The sequence below is a fragment of the Streptomyces sp. NPDC048171 genome, assembly GCF_043202655.1.
Taxonomy (GTDB): domain Bacteria; phylum Actinomycetota; class Actinomycetes; order Streptomycetales; family Streptomycetaceae; genus Streptomyces.
On record NZ_JBIDAU010000010.1, the window covers coordinates 290,092 to 307,045 of the forward strand.

General features: G+C 71.9%; 16 protein-coding genes and 1 tRNA gene. 9 read left to right on the plus strand and 8 right to left on the minus strand.

Going from position 1 to position 16,954, the window contains the following annotated elements; translation table 11 throughout:
• Nucleotides 1–70 precede the first annotated feature (70 nt).
• Nucleotides 71–301, plus strand: a complete 231-nt coding sequence (locus tag ACGF3J_RS28395) for a hypothetical protein (protein WP_393855023.1) — start codon at nt 71–73, stop codon at nt 299–301.
• Here the strand turns inward: ACGF3J_RS28395 and dapA are convergent.
• Nucleotides 286–1,212: a 4-hydroxy-tetrahydrodipicolinate synthase gene (dapA, locus tag ACGF3J_RS28400; protein WP_393855024.1), complete on the minus strand. Its 927-nt coding sequence runs from the start codon at nt 1,210–1,212 to the stop codon at nt 286–288. The two genes, ACGF3J_RS28395 and dapA, sit on opposite strands and share 16 nt — an antisense overlap.
• A gap of 169 nt (nt 1,213–1,381) precedes the next feature.
• Here dapA and ACGF3J_RS28405 point away from each other — a divergent pair, with 169 nt between their 5' ends.
• The 3 genes from ACGF3J_RS28405 to ACGF3J_RS28415 all read left to right on the plus strand — a co-directional run bounded on the left by ACGF3J_RS28405 (nt 1,382) and on the right by ACGF3J_RS28415 (nt 3,103).
• Complete coding sequence (locus ACGF3J_RS28405) at nt 1,382–1,801, plus strand: phage holin family protein (protein ID WP_234953415.1); 420 nt, start codon at nt 1,382–1,384, stop codon at nt 1,799–1,801.
• Nucleotides 1,798–2,223 carry a DUF3618 domain-containing protein gene (locus tag ACGF3J_RS28410; RefSeq protein WP_393855025.1) on the plus strand — a complete coding sequence of 142 codons (426 nt, stop codon included), beginning with the start codon at nt 1,798–1,800 and terminating at the stop codon, nt 2,221–2,223. Before ACGF3J_RS28405 ends, ACGF3J_RS28410 begins: the two co-directional genes overlap by 4 nt.
• Before the next feature lie 175 nt (nt 2,224–2,398).
• Complete coding sequence (locus ACGF3J_RS28415) at nt 2,399–3,103, plus strand: antibiotic biosynthesis monooxygenase family protein (RefSeq protein WP_393855026.1); 705 nt, start codon at nt 2,399–2,401, stop codon at nt 3,101–3,103.
• 22 nt (nt 3,104–3,125) lie between these two features.
• Here ACGF3J_RS28415 and ACGF3J_RS28420 read toward each other — a convergent pair whose 3' ends face one another.
• On the minus strand, nt 3,126–4,967 hold the full coding sequence (locus ACGF3J_RS28420) for an endonuclease/exonuclease/phosphatase family protein (RefSeq protein WP_393855027.1): 1,842 nt from the start codon (nt 4,965–4,967) through the stop codon (nt 3,126–3,128).
• 289 nt (nt 4,968–5,256) lie between these two features.
• Here ACGF3J_RS28420 and ACGF3J_RS28425 point away from each other — a divergent pair, with 289 nt between their 5' ends.
• The 5 genes from ACGF3J_RS28425 (at nt 5,257) to ACGF3J_RS28445 (ending at nt 11,005) form a co-directional block, all read left to right on the plus strand.
• Entirely contained in the window at nt 5,257–6,684 is a 1,428-nt protein-coding gene (locus ACGF3J_RS28425) for a hypothetical protein (protein WP_393855028.1), read from the plus strand.
• Between the two features lie 151 nt (nt 6,685–6,835).
• Nucleotides 6,836–8,305 carry a PhoX family protein gene (locus ACGF3J_RS28430; protein ID WP_161328602.1) on the plus strand — a complete coding sequence of 490 codons (1,470 nt, stop codon included), beginning with the start codon at nt 6,836–6,838 and terminating at the stop codon, nt 8,303–8,305.
• Between the two features lie 44 nt (nt 8,306–8,349).
• Nucleotides 8,350–8,419, plus strand: a tRNA-Ile gene (locus ACGF3J_RS28435).
• Nucleotides 8,420–8,802: 383 nt separating this feature from the next.
• The gene (locus tag ACGF3J_RS28440) at nt 8,803–10,404 is read left to right on the plus strand and encodes a TROVE domain-containing protein (RefSeq protein ID WP_393855029.1); all 1,602 of its coding nucleotides are present in this window, start codon (nt 8,803–8,805) and stop codon (nt 10,402–10,404) included.
• A 37-nt stretch (nt 10,405–10,441) separates the two neighbouring features.
• The gene (locus ACGF3J_RS28445; protein ID WP_393855030.1) at nt 10,442–11,005 is read left to right on the plus strand and encodes a TetR/AcrR family transcriptional regulator; all 564 of its coding nucleotides are present in this window, start codon (nt 10,442–10,444) and stop codon (nt 11,003–11,005) included.
• Between the two features lie 43 nt (nt 11,006–11,048).
• Here the strand turns inward: ACGF3J_RS28445 and ACGF3J_RS28450 are convergent, their stop codons facing one another.
• The 6 genes from ACGF3J_RS28450 to ACGF3J_RS28475 all read right to left on the minus strand — a co-directional run bounded on the left by ACGF3J_RS28450 (nt 11,049) and on the right by ACGF3J_RS28475 (nt 16,874).
• Nucleotides 11,049–12,248 (minus strand): TerD family protein, encoded by a 1,200-nt coding sequence (locus ACGF3J_RS28450; protein ID WP_393855063.1) that lies wholly within the window; start codon nt 12,246–12,248, stop codon nt 11,049–11,051.
• Between the two features lie 85 nt (nt 12,249–12,333).
• The gene (locus ACGF3J_RS28455; protein WP_393855031.1) at nt 12,334–12,555 is read right to left on the minus strand and encodes a hypothetical protein; all 222 of its coding nucleotides are present in this window, start codon (nt 12,553–12,555) and stop codon (nt 12,334–12,336) included.
• 149 nt (nt 12,556–12,704) lie between these two features.
• Nucleotides 12,705–13,694, minus strand: a complete 990-nt coding sequence (locus ACGF3J_RS28460; protein WP_161326126.1) for a zinc-dependent alcohol dehydrogenase family protein — start codon at nt 13,692–13,694, stop codon at nt 12,705–12,707.
• Entirely contained in the window at nt 13,691–14,566 is an 876-nt protein-coding gene (locus ACGF3J_RS28465; RefSeq protein WP_202557417.1) for a carbohydrate ABC transporter permease, read from the minus strand. Before ACGF3J_RS28465 ends, ACGF3J_RS28460 begins: the two co-directional genes overlap by 4 nt.
• On the minus strand, nt 14,563–15,507 hold the full coding sequence (locus tag ACGF3J_RS28470) for a carbohydrate ABC transporter permease (protein WP_161341443.1): 945 nt from the start codon (nt 15,505–15,507) through the stop codon (nt 14,563–14,565). Before ACGF3J_RS28470 ends, ACGF3J_RS28465 begins: the two co-directional genes overlap by 4 nt.
• Complete coding sequence (locus ACGF3J_RS28475; RefSeq protein WP_393855032.1) at nt 15,504–16,874, minus strand: ABC transporter substrate-binding protein; 1,371 nt, start codon at nt 16,872–16,874, stop codon at nt 15,504–15,506. The genes ACGF3J_RS28470 and ACGF3J_RS28475 overlap by 4 nt, the downstream gene beginning before the upstream one ends.
• Nucleotides 16,875–16,954 lie beyond the last annotated feature (80 nt).

The window sequence follows — 16,954 nt, forward strand, 5'->3', positions numbered from 1 at the left end:
CGGCCCTGGCGGATGAACGGGTGGACACAGAGTCCGATCAGACGCCGATCCGACGAGACGAGGACCTGGTATGACGAACGAGCGGGCGAGGATCATGGCGCGTTGGCTGACCGGGGCGGGGGCCGCCGTGCTGGTGTGCTGCGTTCCGGCGGGGGCCGCGCACGCCGACGAGACGACGACCGGTTCGCACAACGGCCCCCGGGTCGGGCTCCTCAACGTCCACGTCGGGCAGATCGACGACCCCGCCGAGGACGTACTGGAGCACACCCTGCTGTTCGGCGACGGCTACGCCTGGAACTGAGCCGCCTCGGACGTCAGTTCCCGGTATGCCGCCAGCAGTTCGGCGGTCGTCTCCCGGTCCGCGGCCCGCAGCGGTGCGCGGACCGGGCCGGACGGCAGGCCCAGCGCGCCGAGCAGCGCCTTCGTGGTGACCGTGCCGGGCAGGCCCGCCGCCATCATCGGCTCGATCAGGCCGAGCGCCCGGCGCTGGAGGCGTGCGGCCGCTCCGGTGTCCCCCGCGTCGAAGGCGTCGAGGAGGGCGCGGAACAGTCCCGGGACGACGTTCGCGACCGTGCTGACGTACCCGGCGGCGCCGATCGCGTACAGGGCGAGGATCTGTTCGTCGCAGCCCGCGTAGTACGCCAGGGGCGTGCGGGACAGGACCTTCTGGGTGCCCAGCAGGTCGTAGGAGCAGTCCTTGACGGCGACGACGCGCGGGTGGTCGGCGAGGCGGACGAGCGTGTCGGGCTCGATGCGGGTGCCGGTGCGGCCGGGGATGTCGTACAGGGCGAGGGGGAGCCCGCAGGCGTCCGCGATCTCCCTGAAGTGCGCCTCCAGGGCGTCCTGCGGGGGGCGGCTGTAGTACGGCGCGACCACCAGCAGTCCGTCCGCGCCGGCCTTCTCCGCGGCCAGGGCCAGCTCGACGGTGTGGCGCGTGTCCGCCGTGCCCACCCCGGCGACCAGTGCCGCACGGCTGCCGACCGCTTCCCGCACCGCCGTCACCAGCGCCGACTTCTCGGCGTCCGTGGTGGTCGGCGACTCGCCCGTGGTGCCGGACAGCACCAGGCCGTCGCAGCCCGCCGCCACCAGCCGGTCGGCGAGCCGCTGGGCGCCGTCGAGGTCCAGCGCCCCGGAGTCGGTGAAGGGCGTGATCATCGCGCACAGGGCACGGCCGAAGGGGGGAGGAGCGGGGCGGTCGTCGTCTGTCGTCATGGGAGTAGTGTCGGCAGCCCGACACTGTAGCTCCACTTAATTCTTCTACGAGATGTGTGTAAGGAATACTGTACGGATGGGGTGCGGACCCGCTGGGGACCAGGGCAGGGGTAGTGCCCGGCGGCGCGGGGTACCCGGGGTGCTTCCAACCGAGAGGAGGAGGTACACCGTGACCGGAACCATGCACACCAGGCCGGTGCACGACGAGCACCATTCCGTGGGCGAACTCGTCGGTCAGGCCACTGAGCAGCTCTCCCGGCTCGTGCGCCAGGAAGTGTCCCTCGCCAAGCTGGAGCTGGCGGAGAAGGGCAAGCGCGCGGGGCGCGGCGGCGGCATGCTCGGTGCCGCGGGCGCCGTCGCGTACGTCGGCCTGTTCGCCCTCGCCGGCACGGCCACCGCCGCGCTCTCGCTGGTCCTGCCCGTCTGGGCCGCGGCGCTCATCGTGACGGCGGCGCTCTTCGTGATCGCCGGCATCCTCGCCGCGACCGGTCGCGCCCAGCTCCGTCGAGCCGTACCCCCCAAGCCCGAGGAGGCCCTCGGCAGTGTCAGGGCCGACGTGGACCAGATCAGGGAAAGGGCGCATCGATGACCGACGCGACGAGCGGGGACCGCCCGAGGACCGGTTCCACCGCGCAGCCCACCGGGGCCAAGGGCCCCGACGAACTGCGCAGGCAGATCGAGGAGACCCGCAGCCAGCTGGGCGACACCGTGGAGGAACTGGCGGGCAAGGCGGACGTGAAGGGCCGCGCCAAGGCCCGGGCCGCCGACCTGCGGGACAAGGCTGGCGCCATGACCGTGCAACTGCGCAGTTCCGCCGCGCACGCGGGCCACACCGTGCAGGACAGGGCGGGCCGGGCCGGTCACTCCGCCGAGGAACACGTGCCGGACCGGGCGCGCGGCGCCGTGCGGACGGGGCTGGGGCATCCGCGGGTGCTGCTGGTCGCCGGCGCCGCCGCGTGCGCCCTGGCCACGGCGGGTGTGCTGCGCCACCGCCATCAGGGGCTCCGCTGAACCACGGCACACGCGGGTACGACGCGAGCGACGAGGGGCACCGCCCACGGGGTGCCCCTCGTCGCTCGCGTCGTACCGGCCGACGTGGCGGCACCGGGCCGCACTTGACCTCAACCAAGGTCGAGGTCACAGGGTGGTGCGTGCACCCGACGACCACCGACCCGTGGAGGCCGGCATGACCCGCCGTACCGACGCACACCCCGTACTCGACCGTCCCGACGTCCGGGCGCCCCTCTTCAGCACCTGGCGGGTGGGCACCCCCGAACGGCAGCGCCTCACCGTCGACGCCATCGCCCGCACCTGGGAGCGCCGGCCCTGGCCCGCCGACGGCCTGCTGGGCTACCACGTCTACACCGGCCACGACGGAAGCACCCTGCTCCACCACTCCCAGTGGACGAGCGAACAGGCCTTCGACGGCTTCGTGAAGGTCCACCGCCAGGAGCGCGTCGACGAGATCGACACCGCCGTGCCGGGCATCGAGCGGGTCGGCCTCGACAGGTACCGGCGCTACCGCAGCGGCACCCGCGAGAACGGCACCGCGCCCGTCCCGGGGTGCGTCGTGATCGTCGACATCGAGTTCGAGAGCCCCGACCCCGGCCGGCAGCGCGCCTGGGTCGACGCCGTCTTCGAGGCACTGGAGAGCGATCCGGAGCAGCACCCCGGCGGCATCTCCGCCCACTTCCACCTCAGCACCGACGGCACCCGCGTCCTCAACTACGCGGAGTGGGAGAGCGCTCAGGCCCACATCGAGGCTCTCGCCGCGCCCGGCGAGGGGATCGGCTCGGCGACGGCCGCGTGGCGGCGGGTCCAGAACTGGCCGGGCCTGAAGAGCAGCACGGTCGCCCGCTACGACCACGCCCTCGGCCTCGTACCCCGCTGAACCCGCCCCACCGGGCCTCAGGTCACGGACGGAACCGCAGCACCTGCGGGTCGTGGTCGCTGACCTGGTCGTGGAACTCGGCGTTCACGTGCACGCTGTCGTACGACAGCCGCCCCGCCCACCGGATCGAGGGGCTGACCAGGATCTGGTCGAGGACCTGGCTGTTGCCCTGGTAGACGTACGAGTAACGCTCGCTTCTCGGCAGCGACTTGACCGCCGACCACAGGGCGCCGCCGTCCTCCAGGATGCGCGCGGTCTTCGAGAACTCGAAGTCGTTGATGTCGCCCAGCGCGACGACGTCGGCGTTGCGCTGCGCGGAGAGGATGTCCTTGACGAAGGTGTTCACGGCCTTCGCCTGGAGGTGGCGCTGGGTCTCCGAGGAGCGCGACGGCGGCTGGTACTGCGCCGTCAGGCCCTGGTCGCCGCCCTTGGAGTTGAAGTGGTTGGCGATGACGAAGACGGTGCGGCCGCGGAAGACGAACTCGCCGGCCAGTGGCTTGCGGCTGTTCTCCCAGGCCGGGTTCGCCGGGTCGACACGGCCCGGGGAGTGCGTCAGCTCCGCCTCTCCGCGCACCCTGCGCACGCCCGTCGCGGTGGTCGCGTCGCCGCCCGCGCGGTCCGTGAACGAGACCCGCTCGGGGTTGAACAGGAAGGCCTGGCGGATGTTGCCGCCGGGCTCGCCGCCGTCCGCCTTGTCCACGGGGTCGACGCCCCGCCACTCGTAGCGCGGGCCGCCGGCCGCGACGATCGCGTCGATCAGCCTGCCGACCGTCGCGTCGGCGGCCACCGTGCCGTCGTCCGTGGCGCCGTTGTTGTCCTGGATCTCCTCCAGGGACACGATGTCGGGCGCCTTCAGGTTGTGCACGATCGCGTCGGCGTGCGCGGCGAAGGTGTCGTCCGAGGGGTCGAGGTTCTCGACGTTGTACGTCGCCACCGCCAGCTCCCGGCCGCTCTGCCGGCGGGTCGACTCCCGCTCGGTGCCCCCGCTCTCCAGGGCGCCGATCTCGCTCGCCACCAGGGTGTAGCCGCCGAACTGGTTGTAGTCGAGCGGCCCCGCGGTGGTGCCGGCGAGGGTGTCGCCCACGTTGGCGTCGGGGAAGTCGGCCGGCTTGCCGAGCGACTGGATCTGGAGCCGGCCGGTGTTCCGGGCGTCGTAGGAGCCGTAGACGGCGCCGCCGTGGCGGTTCCGGTTCTCCCAGGGCTTCACCGTGACCCACAGCTCGGTGTACGGGTCGGTGGCGCCGACCACCCGGGCGTCGGCGACCCGGACGGTCATGCCCTCCAGCGACTCGTAGCGGTCCAGGGCGTACCGGTCGGGGCGCAGCCGCAGGTTGTTGACGGATCCGTTCGCCGCCGGGTCGCCCTCGGGGGCGTACGCGCGCGGCACGGAGCGGGCGGAGACGGTCGTCGCCGCGGGGAGCGCGTTGCCGCCGGAGACGACGGTGACCGTCGGGCGGGTGATCTCCGTCAGCGACTGGTTGCCCGAGGACGTGCCGCCCGGGACGTACTCCGAGACCGTGCCCGAGACGGTGACCGCGTCACCGACGGCGACCGTCGGGGCCGCGTTCGTGAAGACGAAGACGCCCTCGCTGGTGGCCGGGTCGGCGTCGGGCCGCGGGTCCTGGATCCAGAACCCCTTGGAGGAGCCGTAGCCGCGGACGCCGGTGACGATTCCGGCCACGTCCGTGACCTGCTTGCCCGCGTACGGCGACAGACGGGTGCTGCCCTGGACGTCGTGGACCCGCACCAGGCCTTCGGATGCGGAGCCGGCCCGCGCGGGCGAGGTGAGGACGAGGGTGGACGCCGCCGAGCACACTGCGGCGACGGTGAGCGCGGCGAGGCGCGTGGAGGACTTGCTGGCCAACGGGATCCCTCCGGGGACGTGACGTGGCGCCGGGACGAGGGTGGACGGCGGGGGACCACAGGGCGCACGGACCCGCGTCAACACGTGTCCCCCGCCTCTTCCCCCGCTTTCTACGCGCGTCAATCTCCTGCCTGCTCACGCGGGTTGTCAAGGTTTCGGCCATGTACGGCACCCGGCGGTGAGATGAACCGGGCGGCATGGGTGGAAACCCGTCTAGGCTGGGCCGTCGAGCCGTACGGCATCCGGATTCGGCCGTACGGCGGTCAAGGCGCGCGAGGAGAAACAGCCGATGTCAGACAGCTCCACCCTGCCGCCCGCACGGCTGCGCCCCGAAGCGGAGCTGGCCCGCGAGGCACTGTCCACGCCGGTCCTCGCCCGGGCCGCGCGGCTGGCCCGCTGGGCCGGGGCGGACACCCGCGTCGACGCCGGGGGCGGACTCGTCGAGGAGCAGCTGCCGGCCGCCGCCGAGCTGCTCGGACTGACCGGCGACGACGCCGCGGCGTACGCGAGCGAGGCATGGCGGATCGCCGTCGACACCGGGCTCGTCGAGATCACCGACGAGGAGGCGGGCACCGTCGCCGCGGGCGAGGACCTCGCCCTGCTGACCGGCGGCTCGCCGCAGGACGTGCTCGGGCTGTGGGTCACCGCCCTGGAGGCCGTCCTCGCCGACGCGAGCGTCCCCGACCTCGACGACCTGGTCGACGCCATGGCCGAGGGCGGCGAGGTCGACCTGTCCTCCCTCGACTGGGACCCGGAGGCCGAGGCCGAGTTCCTCGACGGCGTGCTCGGCAACCTCTACCTGCTCACCGTCGGCGAGGACGGTCCCGGCGAGGCCCCGGTGCCGCTGCCCGCGCTGGCCGCCTCCGTGATCGTGCCCAGCGACATGGGCGAGCCCAGCAACGAGGTCCTGGAGCAGGTGTCGGACGCGATGATGCGCCTGGACGACCAGTTCCGGCTGCTCGAACCGGTCGGGCTCGTCGAGTACCAGCCGGTCGACGAGGCCCTGATGGCCGACGCCGACGAGGAACCCGCGGCGCCCGTCGACGAGACCGACGTCGCCCGCTACGGCATGGTGCGGCTCACCCCGCTCGGACTGTACGGACTGCGCGCCCGGCTGCTGGACGCCGGCTTCGACGCGCCCGCCGTAGGGGACCTGGCCGACAAGGGTGCCGACGCGCTCCTCGACGGCACCGCGCCCTTCCCGCCGGCCGCCGCACACGCCGAGACCGAGCTGTGGCTGGCCGGGCGGAGCCCGCTCGACGCCGCCCGCGAACTGCTCGCTGCGGCCCGTGGTTCCGACCCCGGCGCACCCCTGCGCCGGCTCCGCTGCCAGCAGGCCCTCTCGCTCGTCGGCACCGAGGCCGAGCCCGCGCTGCGCGAGGTCCTCGACGACGCCGAACTGGGCGGTCTCGCCCGGGTGTGGCTCACCGAGCACGGCGCGCGGGACGTGCCGGCCCCGCCGCAGGAGATGGTCTTCTGGCTGACCGTCGACACCCTCGCCGCACAGCTCGCGGCCGAGGGCAACTCCGAGGAACTGCGAGCCCTGGTGGAGGGCCTGGCCCGGCAGCACAGCGGGTTCTTCGACACGGCCTGGCGGGTCGAGCACCCGGCCACACCGGACGTGCTGGAGGCGATGGGGCGGCTGCACCCCGACAAGAAGATCGCCAAGGAGGCCCGCAAGGCGGCGTTCAAGGCGCGGTCGCAGCAGGGCGGCTGAGCGGCACGGCGCGGGCGTGCGGTGAGAGGTCTCCGCCAGTTCAGCTCCCGTTCAGCGACGGGCGGGATCCGTGTTCAGGCACGGGCGGAACCGTGACGCCGGACCGAGGTCCGCCACCCTCCACGGCACGCCCACCGTCACAGGAGACACCATGTCGCTCACCCGCAGGGACTTCGCCAGTCGATCCGCGCTCACCGGCGCCGGGGTCGCGCTGGCGGGCAGCGTCGGCGCTCTCGCCACCGCCCCGAACGCCCTCGCGTCCACGGAGTCCGAGAGCACGGCGGACGAGCACGGCGGCGGGCACGACCACGACCACCACCACGGCGGCGTCGGCTACGGGCCGCTGATCCCCGACCCCGACGGCATCCTCGCGCTGCCCGCCGGCTTCCGCTACGAGATCATCACCTACTCCGGGCGGACCAGGCTGGAGTCCGGCGAGTACACCCCGTCCAACCACGACGGCACGGCCGCCTTCGACGGCCCGCGCGGTACCACGCTCCTCGTCAACAACCACGAACTCGGCGGCCACCGCGACGACTGGCCGCACCCCGTCCCGCTCACCGAGGGCCTCGTGTACGACCCGGCCGCCGCCGGCGGCTGCACCGTGGTCGAGGTCCGGCGCGGCGGCCACGTCGCCGAATGGGTCGGCATCGCGGGCACCGCCACCAACTGCGCCGGCGGCAGCACCCCGTGGGGCACGTGGCTGACCTGCGAGGAGACCGAGGACAGGGCCGGCGAGGAGGGGATGACCAAGGATCACGGCTACGTCTTCGAGGTCGACCCCGAGGACCGGCGCGCCAACCGGAACCCCCGGCCGGTCAAGGCGCTCGGCCGCTACGCCCACGAGGCCGTCGTCATCGACCCCAAGCGCGGCCACGCCTACCTCACCGAGGACGCCTCAGGACCCAACGGCCTTCTCTACCGCTGGACCCCGCCGGAGCACTTCCGGCACGGCCGGGGGCGGCTGCGCGGCCTCGCCGACGACGCCGGGTCCCTCCAGGCCTTCAAGTGCTTCGACTCCGGTGGCAAGTTCGTCGACGACCTCTCCCGGGCGACCAGGACCGGCACGGTCTACGGCGTCGACTGGGTCGACGTCCCCGACCGCGACGCGCGGACCACGCCGGTGCGCAAGCAGTTCGCCGCCGGTGAGGTCACCCGCGCCCGCAAGCTGGAGGGCATGTGGTGGGCGGACGGCGGCACGTACATCGTCTCCTCCTACTCCCGTGACGAGAGCCCGGGCCGCCCGCACGACGGGCAGGTCTGGTTCTACGACCCCAAGCGCCGCACCCTGACGCTGAAGGTCCTCCTGGGCGTCAACGCCGACCCGTCCGCCGACGGCGCCTTCGACGGCCCCGACAACATCACCGTCTCCCCGTACGGCGGCCTGGTCATCGCCGAGGACGGCGAGGGCGTCCAGCACCTCTTCGGCGCGACCGACAGCGGGCGCACCTACCCCATCGCCCGCAACGAACTGAACATCGGCGACGAGGACGACCCGTCGTACAGCGAGTTCACCGGCGTCACCTTCTCGCCCGACGGCCGGACCCTGTACGCCAACATCCAGACGCCCGGCATCATGCTGGCGATCACGGGGCCGTGGAAGCGCCAGAAGCGCGGATAACTAATTCGCTCGCCCGAACGGCGGCCGCCCTTTAGAGTGATGAACGTCCAGGTGCGAAGGCAGGACCTACTTCCACTGATAATGGGGCGGTCGCGGGTTCGAGTCCCGTCACCGGCACAACGCGCCGGTGTAGCTCAGGGGTTGGAGCACCTTGTCGGTTTCGCCGACCTGAACTCTGGACACCCACAACTTCATGCACCTCCCGGTGCGCGGGCCGCGGCTACTTCTTCTCTCAAAAGAATCCCATGCCGCTGCCCACTTGATCTCGGGAGGCCCAGCAGTCGAAGGGTGCCCGGTGCGCAGGCAGCGGATACTTCCTTTGATCGGACGGTTGCGGGTTCGAATCCCGTCATCGACTTCGGGTCGGTGTAGCTCAATTCGGCAGAGCATCCGCACAGTCCCGTCGCCGATTTTGACCTCGGGCACCCTTCCGCTGCCGTGTCTCCCTCCGGAAATGTTCGAGATTTCGGGCTTTCGAGAATTCGGGGGAATTCACCATGGCGCGTTTCAACACCAAGACCGCGAAGGCGCAGCCCACCTCGCGCGTGACCTCCACGGGCCGCGTGCTGCGCACCTGCGAGGGCGGCCGGGGCACCGAGCGCGACGCGCGCTCCGAGCTCTACCTGCTCGCGGTCGCCAACTTCGTCTCCCAGCAGACCTTCTACGAGTCCGGCGCCGCCCGCGACGACCGCTTCGCCACGCTGGTGCGCGAACTCGCGGTCGCCGACCCGTCCTGGACGGCCGGCCTGCTCGGCTGGCTGCGCGGCGAGAGCAACCTGCGCACCGCCTCGATCGTCGGCGCCGCCGAGTACGTCAAGGCGCGGCTCGACCACGGTGGCACCGAAGGACCGGCGAACCGGCAGGTCGTCGCCTCCGTGCTGCGGCGGCCCGACGAGCCCGGTGAACTGCTCGCCTACTGGACCGCGACGTACGGCCGCGCCGTGCCGAAGCCGGTCAAGCGGGGGATCGCCGACGCCGTACGGCGGCTCTACCACGGCAAGTCGCTGCTGAAGTACGACACCGCGTCCAAGGGCTACCGCTTCGGCGACATCCTCAACCTGGTGCACGCGGCACCCGACCCCGACAAGCCGTGGCAGAGCGAGCTGTTCCAGTACGCCCTCGACCGCCGGCACAACCCGGACACCGCGGTGCCGCCCGCCTCGAACCGCGTCCTGACCGCGCACCGCGAGCTGATGGCGCTGCCCGCCCCCGAGCGGCGAGAGGTGGTCACGGCACCCGACGGTGCCGAGCGGCTCGCGGCGGCGGGCATCACGTGGGAGATGCTGGCCGGCTGGCTCCAGGGGCCGATGGACAAGGCCGCCTGGGAAGCGGTGATCCCGTCCATGGGAGCGATGGCGCTCGTCCGCAACCTGCGGAATTTCGACGAGGCCGGTGTCTCGGACGAGGCCGCTGCCCGGGTCGCGGAGCGGATCAGCGACCCGGCCGAGGTGGCGCGCTCGCGGCAGTTCCCCTTCCGCTACCTCGCCGCTTACCGGCACGCGCCGTCGCTGCGCTGGTCGTACCCGCTGGAGCAGGCGCTCGGCCACTCGCTGGCCAACGTGCCCGCGCTGGGCGGCCGGACGCTGGTACTCGTGGACCGGTCGGGCTCGATGTTCTACTCGCGGATGTCGGACCGCTCCGAGCTGACCCGGGCCGACGCGGCCGCGGTCTTCGGCACGGCGCTGGCGCTGCGGGCGGCCGACGCGGACCTGGTCGAGTTCGGTTCGTCCAGCAACCGCGTGACGTACCGCAAGGGCGAGTCGGTGCTGAAGGTCCTGGAGCGCTTCGGCGACCTCGGCGGCACCGACACCACCGAGGCGGTGCGGCGCCACTACAAGAAGCACGACCGGGTGCTGATCGTCACCGACGAGCAGTACACGTACAGCAGGCACGGCGACCCGACCGAGCAGGTCCCGGCGCACGTGCCCGTCTACACCTGGAACCTGGCCGGGTACCGGGCGGGCCACGGTCCGTCGGGCCGGGCGAACCGGCACACCTTCGGCGGGCTCTCCGACGCCGCGTTCCGGATGGTTCCGCTGCTCGAGGCCGGCCGGGACGCCGACTGGCCGTGGGACGCCCGGGGCGAGCACGCGCGGTAGGGTGCCCGGAAGGTTGCCCGCTGTGCAGGGAGGGGCTGTGGCGCAGGTCAGGCCCATGCGGGCGGACGCCCGGCGTAATCGTGAGCGGTTGCTGGCGGTGGCGGCGGAGGCGTTCGCCGAGCACGGGGAGGGTGCCTCCCTGGACGACATCGCCCGGCGTGCCGGGGTCGGCGTCGGCACCCTCTACCGGCACTTCCCGACGCGGCAGGCGCTGCTGGAGGCCGCCTACCTGGAGCGCCTGGAGGCGATCGCGGCGCGCGCCGACGTGATCGCGACCGCCCGGCCGCCCGGGGCGGCGCTCATGGCGTGGCTCGACGAGCTGGCCGTCGGGATGCTCCAGGTGCGCGGCCTCAAGACGCTGCTCGGTACGGCCGTCACCGGTGGTGGACCCGCGTGCGGCGACTGTGTGCGCGGCGCGGCGACCCGCCTGGTGCGGGCCGCGCAGGAAGCCGGTGCGATGCGGGCCGACGTGGAGCCGGTCGAGGTGCTGCGGCTGCTGCACGGCGTGGTGACGGCGGCCGAGTCCGCGGGTGGGGAGGACGGCGGCACGGCGGTCAGGCGGTATCTGTCGCTGCTCATGGAGGGGCTGACACGGCGGTAGGGGGCGCCCCGCGGACGGGCGCCCCCTTGCCGTGCGCGGGGCGCTACAGTGCCTGGCCGGCCGGCTTCACCATGCCCCGGACCGTGCGGGACTTGACGAAGTCGCCCATGGCGGTCATCTCCCACTCGCCGGAGTACTGGCGGATCAGCTTCGCCATCATCACGCCGGTCTGCGGTTCGGCGCTGGTGAGGTCGAAGCGGACCAGCTCCTCGCCGCTCGCGGCGTCGATGAGGCGGCAGTACGCCTTGGCGACCTCGGTGAACTTCTGGCCGGAGAAGGAGTTCACCGTGAAGACCAGGCCGCTGACCTCCTGCGGGAGCCGGCCGAGGTCCACGACGATCACCTCGTCGTCGCCGCCGCCCTCGCCGGTCAGGTTGTCGCCGGAGTGCTTGATCGCGCCGTTCACGATCGAGAGCTTGCCGAAGTAGCAGCTGTCGATGTGGTTGCGCTGGGGGCCGTAGGCGATGACGGACGCGTCCAGGTCGATGTCCTTGCCGCGGTACGCAGGCTCCCAGCCGAGGCCCATCTTGACCTGGGAGAGCACCGGCCGGCCGCCCTTGACCAGGGAGACGGTCTGGTTCTTCTGGAGGCTGACCCGGCCCTTGTCGAGGTTGATCTTGCCGGTGCCCGGGGCGGGGGCCGGCGGTGCGGCGGGCGGTGCGGGCGGTGCGGCGGGCATCGTGGGCGCGGCCGCGGGGGGCGGCGGTGGCGTGACCGCCTGGGGCTGCGGCGGCGTCGCCGGGGCGGCCGGTTCCTCCACCGTGACGCCGAAGTCCGTGGCGATGCCGGCCAGCCCGTTGGAGTAGCCCTGGCCGACCGCGCGGGCCTTCCAGGCGCCGTTGCGCAGGTAGACCTCGACGATCACGAGGGCGGTCTCGGTGCCGAGCTGCGGGGGCGTGAAGCTGGCGAGCACGGAGTTGTCGTCCGCGTTGCGGATGGTGGCGGTCGGTTCGATGCCCTGGAAGGTCTGGCCGGCGGCGTCCGGGCTGGCGGTGACGACGATCTTCTCGATGCCCGGCGGGACGGCGGCGGTGTCGACCACGATCGCGTCCGGGGCGGTGCCGCCACCGGAGCGGTAGGTCACGCCCTGGCCGGTGGGCTGGTTGTAGAAGATGAAGTCGTCGTCGGAGCGCACCTTGCCGTCGGCGGTGAGCAGCAGGCCCGATACGTCGAGCCGCACGGGAGCGGCGACGTCCACCGTCACGCGGGCGGCGGAGAGGGGGATGTTCGAGCCGGGGGTCATAGCTGTCATGCCGGGTGAACGAGCGAGCGCGTTTTACCGTTCCCTTACCCGGCGGCCAATCGGGTCAGGGCCGTGTCTCGCCTGGTCAGCGGCGGTTGCGGGCGTGGTCGCGGGCCGTGCGTTCGTTGCCGCGCTTGTAGTTTCCCGTCCAGCGGGCCATGACCAGCTGGGGGTCGCCCGCGGTGACCTCTTGGAGGAAGCGGGAGGCTCGGGAGCCGTTGAGGGTGGTGGCGGGACGGTTGTGGTGGGTGATGTGGACGGTGCCGGATGCGGAGGCGGTGTAGGCGAAGCCGTTCGGATTGCTCATGGCGGGATGGTAGGAGGCGGCGGTGGGGTCGGCCCAGTGGGTTTCGCCCCCGCCGCCCCTTCCCTTCCCGTCCCTGGGGGCTGCCGCCCCCAGACCCCCGCCTTTCGGCCTGGACGGCCTCGTCCTCAAGCGCCGGACGGGCTAGATGGTCACGGGACGACCACGATCTTGCGGCCCACTCCCGCCGCGAACTGCTCCAGCGCCTGCGGGTAGCGGTCCAGCCCGATGCGGTCGCTGATGAAGACGTCCGGGTCGAGGACGCCGTTCGCGAACAGCTCCGCCGCGCGTTCGTAGCTGTGCAGGACGGCCATCGAGCCGGTGATGGTGATCTCCTGGTTGTAGACGCGGTACGGGTCGATCTGCACGCGGGTCGCGTAGTCGGCGACGCCGAACTGGAGGAAGGTGCCCGCCTTGGCGACCCGGTCCAGGCCGTCCTGGATGGCCGCCGCGTTGCCCGTGGCGTCGATGACGAGGTCCCAGCCCTGGGGGCGGTCCAGCTCGTCGGGCGTGGCGGCCGACCCCGTGACGCCGAGGCCGCGGGCCGTCTCCAGGCGGGCCGGGTTGAGGTCGACCATGTCGACGCTGGCCGCGCCGGTCCGCTTGGCCAGCTCCAGCATCATCAGGCCCATCGTGCCGGAGCCGTAGATCAGGACGTGGGCGCCCAGGCGGGACTGGAGGACGTCGTAGCCGCGGACCGCGCAGGACAGCGGTTCGATCAGGGCCGCGTCCTGGGTGCGGACGTGCTCGGGAAGCTTCACGCAGTTCGCCACGGGGGCCACCGCGTACTGTGCCGCGCCGCCCGCCGTCGTGACGCCGATGGCGGCCCAGCGCTCGCAGAGGTTGTTGTGGCCGTTGCGGCAGTAGCGGCACTCGAAGCAGTAGAGGGAGGGGTCGACCGCCACCTGGTCGCCGACGGACACCTCCGTGACCTGGGCGCCGACGCCTACGACCTCGCCGGCGAACTCGTGGCCGGGCACGATGGGGAGCTTGGGCGCGAACTCGCCCTGCAGGATGTGCAGGTCGGTGCCGCACAGGCCGCAGGCGGCGACCTCCACGACGACGTCCCGGGGACCCGGCGTCGGGTCCGGGACCTCGGTGACGACGGCGCGGCCCACGGACTCGATGACGGCGGCCTTCATTTCACGGCTCCCAACGACAGGCCCTGGACCAGCTTGTCCTGGGCGGCGAACCCCGCGGCGAGCACCGGCAGGGAGATGACGAGCGACGCGGCGCACACCTTGGCCAGGAAGAGGCCCTGGCTGGTGATGAAGCCGGTCAGGAAGACGGGGGCGGTCTCGGCGACCACACCCGTCAGCACCCGGGCGAAGAGCAGTTCGTTCCAGCTGAAGATGAAGCAGATGAGGGAGGTGGCGGCGATGCCCGGCAGGGCGATCGGGGCGACCACGCGGACCAGGATCGTGGGCAGCTTCGCGCCATCCACCCGGGCCGCCTCGATGATCGCGACCGGGACCTCGGCGAGGAAGGACTGCATCATCCAGACCGCGATCGGCAGGTTCATCGACGTGTAGAGGATGACGAGCAGCCAGATGTTGTCCAGCATGCCGGTGTTCTTGGCGAACAGGTAGATCGGCAGCAGCCCCGCGACCACCGGCAGCATCTTGGTGGACAGGAAGAAGAACAGGACGTCCGTCCACTTCTTCACCGGGCGGATGGACAGGGCGTACGCGGCGGGCAGGGCCAGGACCAGGACGAAGAGGGTCGAGGCGACCGACGCCACCGCCGAGTTGATCAGCGCGGGCCAGGGGCTGGCACCGCCGCCCGCGCCGAAGAACTCGCGGTAGCCGTCCAGCGTGAGCGACGCGGCGAAGGACGGCGGGTTGGTGGCCGCGTCCGCCTCCGAGTGGAAGGAGGTCAGGGCCATCCACGCGATGGGCAGGAAGAAGACGATGCCGGCCAGCCAGGCCACCAGGCCCAGTCCGGCGCCGGCCTTGCGGCGGGTCCGGGCCGGCTCGGCGGTGGTGGTGGCGGGTCGTACGGCGGTGGCACTCATGCGCGGCCGGCCTCCTCGCGGAACAGGGACGACACCACGCGCAGCGCGAAGGTCGCGATGATGATCGAGCCGATGACGACCAGGACGCCGGCCGCCGAGGCGAGGCCGTTCTCGTGGGCCTGGTAGAAGCTCTGGTAGACGGTGTAGGGCAGGTTGGCCGTGCCCAGGCCGCCGGAGGTGATGGTGAAGACGGCGTCGAAGTTCTGGACGATGTAGATCGAGCCGAGCAGGGCGCCCAGTTCCAGGTAGCGGCGCAGGTGGGGGAGGGTGAGGTGGACGAAGATCTGCCAGTCGCCCGCGCCGTCCACCCGGGCGGCCTCGATCTGCTGCTGGTCGCGGCTCTGCAGGCCGGCCAGCAGGATGAGCATCATGAAGGGCGTCCACTGCCAGATCAGTGACAACTCGACGGCGAGCAGCGGGGTGTTGGAGATCCAGTCCGGCTGCGGGCCGCCCACGTAGTGCAGCAGCCCGTTGAGCAGGCCGTACTCGGGGTTGTAGAGGACGTGCTTCCAGAGCAGCGCCGCCGCCACCGGGACCACCAGGAACGGGGCGATCAGCAGGGTGCGGACCACGCCCCGGCCCTTGAACCGCCGGTCGAGGAGCAGGGCGAGGGCCAGGCCGAGGACGAGACTGGCCAGGACCACCGCCACGGTCAGCAGGATCGTCGTCCACACCGACTTGCGCAGGTCCGGGTCGCCGAGGACGTCGCCGTAGTTGGCGAAGCCGGTGAAGTGCCGGGCGTCCGGATAGAGGGAGTTCCAGTCGAAGAACGAGATCACCAGGGTCGCCACGAAGGGCAGCTGGGTGACCGCGATCATGAAGATCAGGGCGGGGAGGAGGGGGGCGCGGGTGGCCCAGGCGCGCAGCCGGGAGGACGGCGGGCGGACGGCGGGGCGGGTCTGGTCGGGGGCGGCCGAGGGGGCCGTGGTCGTGGCGGTCATCGTCCCTCGTACTCCTCGGAGATCTTCTCGGCGAGCTGCTGGGACTTCTTCAGGGCCTCGTCGACGGACTGGCGTCCGGCGACGGCCGCGCTGATCTCCTGGGAGACCTTGGTGCCGAGGTCGGTGAACTCGGGGATGCCGACGAACTGGATGCCGGGCGCGGGCCGCGGCTGGACGCCGGGGTCGTTGGGCTTCGCGCCCTCGATGGCCTCCTTGGTCATCTCCTGGAAGGCGGCGGCCTCCTTGACGTAGGCCGGGTTCTCGTACGTCGAGGCGCGCTTGCCGGCCGGGACGTTGGACCAGCCGATCTCCTTGCCGACCAGCTGCTCGTACTCCTTGCTGGACGCCCAGGAGACGAACTTCCAGGCCTTGTCGGCGTTGCGGGAGGCCTTCTGGATGCCCCAGGCCCAGGTGTAGAGCCAGCCGGAGGAGTCCGTCTTCTCGACCGGGGCGGGCGCGTAGCCGACCTTGCCCTTGACGGGCGACTTGGCGGCGTCCAGGGACCCGGCCGCGGAGGTGGCGTCGTACCACATGGCGACCTTGCCCTGCGTCATGTTGTTGAGGCACTCGGCGAATCCGGACTGGGCGGCGCCGGACTGGCCGTGTTCGCGGACGAGGTCGACGTAGAACTTCGTCGCCTTCTCCCACTCGGGCGAGTCGAGGCGGGCCTGCCAGTCCTTGTCGAACCAGGTGCCGCCGAAAGTGTTCACGACCGTCGTCAGGGGTGCCATCAGCTCGCCCCAGCCGGGCAGGCCGCGCAGGCAGATCCCCTTCATGCCGGGCTCGGCGCCGTCCAGCCGGGCCGCGAGGTCGGCGATCTCGGTCCAGGTGGGGTGCTCGGGCATCTTCAGTCCCTCTTGGGCGAAGACGTCCTTGCGGTACATGAGGAAGGACGACTCGCCGTAGAAGGGCTGGCCGTAGAGCTTGCCGTCGTCGCCGGTGAGGGACTCGCGCATCGGGCCGAGGACGTCCTTCTCGTCGTACGCCGGGTCCTTGGCGACGTAGGGGTCCATCGGCTGCAGCCACTCGTTGCGGGCGTAGATCGGTATCTCGTAGTTGGAGAGGGTGGCGGCGTCGTACTGGCCGGCCTGGTTGGCGAAGTCCTGGCTGATCTTGTCGCGGACGTCGTTCTCCGGCAGCACGGTGAAGTTCACCTTGATGCCGGTCTCCTTGGTGAAGTGGTCGGCGGTGAGTTTCTGCAGCTCGACCATCTGCGGGTTGTTGACCATCAGGACGTTGATGGCGTTGCCGCCGGATCCGGCGCCGCCCGCCCCGACCCAGCAGCCGGTGAGCAGCGGGGCGAGCAGCGTCCCTGCGGCGGCCATGGCGAGCGTGGCTCGCGGCCTCCGTCGGCTCTGGGTTCGCATGGATCGCTCCTGAACATATGGGGAGGTATGGGGCATTGAGGGGTGTGGGTGTGCCATGAACGTGAGGGTGTGCCGTGCGG

Coding starts and splice junctions, on each gene's coding strand:
- ACGF3J_RS28395 (WP_393855023.1), top strand. CDS start 71: ATGACGAACGAGCGGGCGAGGATCATGGCGCGTTGGCTGACCGGGGCG.
- dapA (WP_393855024.1), bottom strand. CDS start 1,212: ATGACGACAGACGACGACCGCCCCGCTCCTCCCCCCTTCGGCCGTGCC.
- ACGF3J_RS28410 (WP_393855025.1), top strand. CDS start 1,798: ATGACCGACGCGACGAGCGGGGACCGCCCGAGGACCGGTTCCACCGCG.
- ACGF3J_RS28415 (WP_393855026.1), top strand. CDS start 2,399: ATGACCCGCCGTACCGACGCACACCCCGTACTCGACCGTCCCGACGTC.
- ACGF3J_RS28425 (WP_393855028.1), top strand. CDS start 5,257: ATGTCAGACAGCTCCACCCTGCCGCCCGCACGGCTGCGCCCCGAAGCG.
- ACGF3J_RS28430 (WP_161328602.1), top strand. CDS start 6,836: ATGTCGCTCACCCGCAGGGACTTCGCCAGTCGATCCGCGCTCACCGGC.
- ACGF3J_RS28440 (WP_393855029.1), top strand. CDS start 8,803: ATGGCGCGTTTCAACACCAAGACCGCGAAGGCGCAGCCCACCTCGCGC.
- ACGF3J_RS28450 (WP_393855063.1), bottom strand. CDS start 12,248: ATGACCCCCGGCTCGAACATCCCCCTCTCCGCCGCCCGCGTGACGGTG.
- ACGF3J_RS28455 (WP_393855031.1), bottom strand. CDS start 12,555: ATGAGCAATCCGAACGGCTTCGCCTACACCGCCTCCGCATCCGGCACC.
- ACGF3J_RS28460 (WP_161326126.1), bottom strand. CDS start 13,694: ATGAAGGCCGCCGTCATCGAGTCCGTGGGCCGCGCCGTCGTCACCGAG.
- ACGF3J_RS28465 (WP_202557417.1), bottom strand. CDS start 14,566: ATGAGTGCCACCGCCGTACGACCCGCCACCACCACCGCCGAGCCGGCC.
- ACGF3J_RS28470 (WP_161341443.1), bottom strand. CDS start 15,507: ATGACCGCCACGACCACGGCCCCCTCGGCCGCCCCCGACCAGACCCGC.
- ACGF3J_RS28475 (WP_393855032.1), bottom strand. CDS start 16,874: ATGCGAACCCAGAGCCGACGGAGGCCGCGAGCCACGCTCGCCATGGCC.